2 protein-coding genes are annotated in these 2606 nt (G+C 66.7%); one reads left to right on the top strand and one right to left on the bottom strand.

Features of this window, described 5'->3' with window-relative positions:
* Positions 1-2 precede the first annotated feature (2 nt).
* Positions 3-74 carry a homocysteine S-methyltransferase family protein gene (locus D180_RS23895; protein ID WP_255325542.1) on the top strand — a complete coding sequence of 24 codons (72 nt, stop codon included), beginning with the start codon at positions 3-5 and terminating at the stop codon, positions 72-74.
* Positions 75-634: 560 nt separating this feature from the next.
* Here the strand turns inward: D180_RS23895 and D180_RS10205 are convergent.
* Entirely contained in the window at positions 635-2512 is a 1878-nt protein-coding gene (locus D180_RS10205; protein WP_017912717.1) for a DUF885 family protein, read from the bottom strand.
* Positions 2513-2606: the final 94 nt, after the last annotated feature.

The raw sequence follows: 2606 nt of genomic DNA, 5'->3' as shown, positions 1-2606 counted from the left end.
GCCTGATCGGCGGCTGCTGCCGCACCACGCCGCAGGACATCGCGCAGCTGGCGCGGGGTCTGGCAGCGGTGTAGAGGCCTTGCACGCGACGTACGATGGCTTCGCAGCCGGTTTTCAGGCCGTGTCGACGCTGGTCAATCGCCTTGGCCGTTTGTGGGAGGGACTTCAGTCCCGACGCCCTTCACTGCAACGCGTCGGGACTGAAGTCCCTCCTACAAGGGGTTCATGCGCGCCCAGTGCCCTGATGCAACTGGTGTGCGATCCGCACCGAGTGGAATGGGCGCAACGGGACGGCGATCGCATCAACGGGACGTCGCTGTAGTTCCCACTCCTGTCGCGCTGCACTTGCAGCAGCCGGCATGCCAGCGAGCTGCACTGTGGGAGGGACTTCAGTCCCGACGCCGTTCACTACAACGCGTCGGGACTGAAGTCCCTCCCACAATGGGTTCGTGCGCGCTCATGTCCTGGTGGAACTGGCGTGCTATCTGCCTCCGTGCGGCGGCTGCTTTCCCGTAGGGGCGGCTTCAGCCGCGACCGGGCTTCACCAGCAAGGCCCCATCGCGGCTGAAGCCGCTCCTGCAACGATACCGCGACGTCCCAGGTCGCATGTTCCGCGGGAGGAGCGGCTTCCCGCTCACCCCTTCTTCTTGCTCGCCACCCAGCGCTCGATCTTTTCCTGCAGCACGTTCAGCGGTACCGAGCCATCCTTCAGCACTTCGGCGTGGAACTCGCGGATATCGAACTTGTCGCCGAGTTGCGTGCGGGCGTAGTCGCGCAGCTGCATGATCTTCATCTCGCCGATCTTGTAGGACAGCGCCTGGCCGGGGATGGCCATGTAGCGCTCGGCCTCGGCTTCGGCGTCGGTGCGGCTGGTGGCCGAGTTCTGCAGCATGTAGTCGATCACCTGCTCGCGGGTCCAGCCCTTGCTGTGCAGGCCGGTGTCCACCACCAGGCGGATCGCGCGCCACAGCTCGTTCTGCAGGTAGCCGAAATAGTTGTAGGGATCCTGGTACAGGCCCAGGTCCTTGCCCAGAGATTCGGCGTACAGGCCCCAGCCTTCGATGAAGGCGGTCTCGCCGCCGAAACGACGGAACTTGGGCAGGTTGGTCAGCTCCTGCTGCAGGCCGAGCTGGAAGTGGTGGCCGGGAATGGCCTCGTGCAGGTACAGGTCTTCCGCATCCCAGGTCTTGCGGCTGGGCAGGTCGTAGGTGTTGACGTAGAAGATGCCGGGGCGGCCATCCTCGCTGGGACGCATGTACGAGCCGCTGGCGGCCGACTGCGCGCGGTACGGCTCCACCGGGCGGATCTCGAACGCGGCCTTGGGCTTGAGCGAGAACATGCGCGGCACCGCCGCGTCGACCCGGCCTTCCAGGCCGCGGTAGTAGCTCAGCAGCTCGTCCTCGCTCTTGAAGGTGAAGCGCTTGTCGGTCTGCATGAACTTGAAGAACTTCTGCATCGAGCCGCGGAAGCGCACCTGCTTCATCACCGCCTGGATCTGGCCCTGGATGCGCGCCACCTCGTCCAGGCCGATCTGGTGGATCTGGGCGGGAGTCAGGTCGGTGGTGGTGCTCTGGCGCACGTTCCAGGCGTACCAGGCATCGCCGCCGGGCAGGGCGCCGATGCCGGCGGTATTGCGCGTGGCCGGCAGATATTCGGTGGCGATGAAGCCGCGCAGCGCGCGGTAGGCGGGCATGATCCGGTACTCGATCATGCGCTTGTATTCGGCGGTGATGCGCTGCTTCTCGGCCTCCGGAATGTCCGCCGGCAGGTTGCGCACCGGGCCCCAGAACAGGCTCTCCTCGGCGGTGGGCTTGATGATCGCATCGAGCTGCGGCAGCACCTTCTCCATCAGCGCGCGCGGCTGCACCACGCCGGCCTTCATGCCTTCGCGCATGTTGGCGATGGCCTGGTCGAACAGCGCCGGGATGCCGAGCGCGCGCCGCGACCAGTTGTCGTAATCCTTGACCGTGCGGAACGGCTGCGCGCCGGTGCCGGAGCCGAGCATCACCATGATGCTGCCGACGTTGTAGAACTGGTTCACCGGCTGCATCCAGCTCGGGTACTTCTCCGCCTCCAGCGCGTTGCGCGCGTCGCCGACGAAGATCTCGTAGCTGAGCAGGTCCTGCCCGGTCAGGCCATCCTTGCCGATCGCCTCGGCCTTGCCCAGCCACTCAACGGTGAAGTCGTGCGACTGCTGGCGGAACGCGGCCGAGAGGAAGTTCGGCAACTGGTCGTTGTAGCGGCTGTCGCCCTGGAAGGTCGCCTGCAGCGGATTGAGCTTGAGCGAGGCTTCCCAGTAGTCGTCGTACAGCCGGTTCAGCTGTTGCGCCTTGGTCAGCACCACCGGAGCCGGCGCCGGCCGCGCCTTGCGGGCCTTGCTCGCCTTGGCGCGGGTCTGCGCGGTGGTCTGCTTGGTGGTCTTCTTCTTGGCCGCGTCCGCCGGGGCCGCCAGCGACAGGCTCAGGGCGGTGGCGATGGCCAGGGACAGCAGGCGGGAAAAGCGGGGCGGCATTGCGGGCTCCAACGACAAGCGAGCGGGGAGCTTGCCCGATCCGCACCGCCGAGGCCACCCATGGCCGCTGCCTGCGGGCGCCCACCGCCCTGCC

The sequence above is a fragment of the Xanthomonas sp. SHU 166 genome (genome assembly GCF_000364685.1).
GTDB classification, from domain to species: Bacteria; Pseudomonadota; Gammaproteobacteria; order Xanthomonadales; family Xanthomonadaceae; genus Xanthomonas_A; species Xanthomonas_A sontii.
This window is presented reverse-complemented; position numbering and strand designations above follow the sequence as displayed.

Coding starts and splice junctions, on each gene's coding strand:
- D180_RS10205 (WP_017912717.1), bottom strand. CDS start 2,512: ATGCCGCCCCGCTTTTCCCGCCTGCTGTCCCTGGCCATCGCCACCGCC.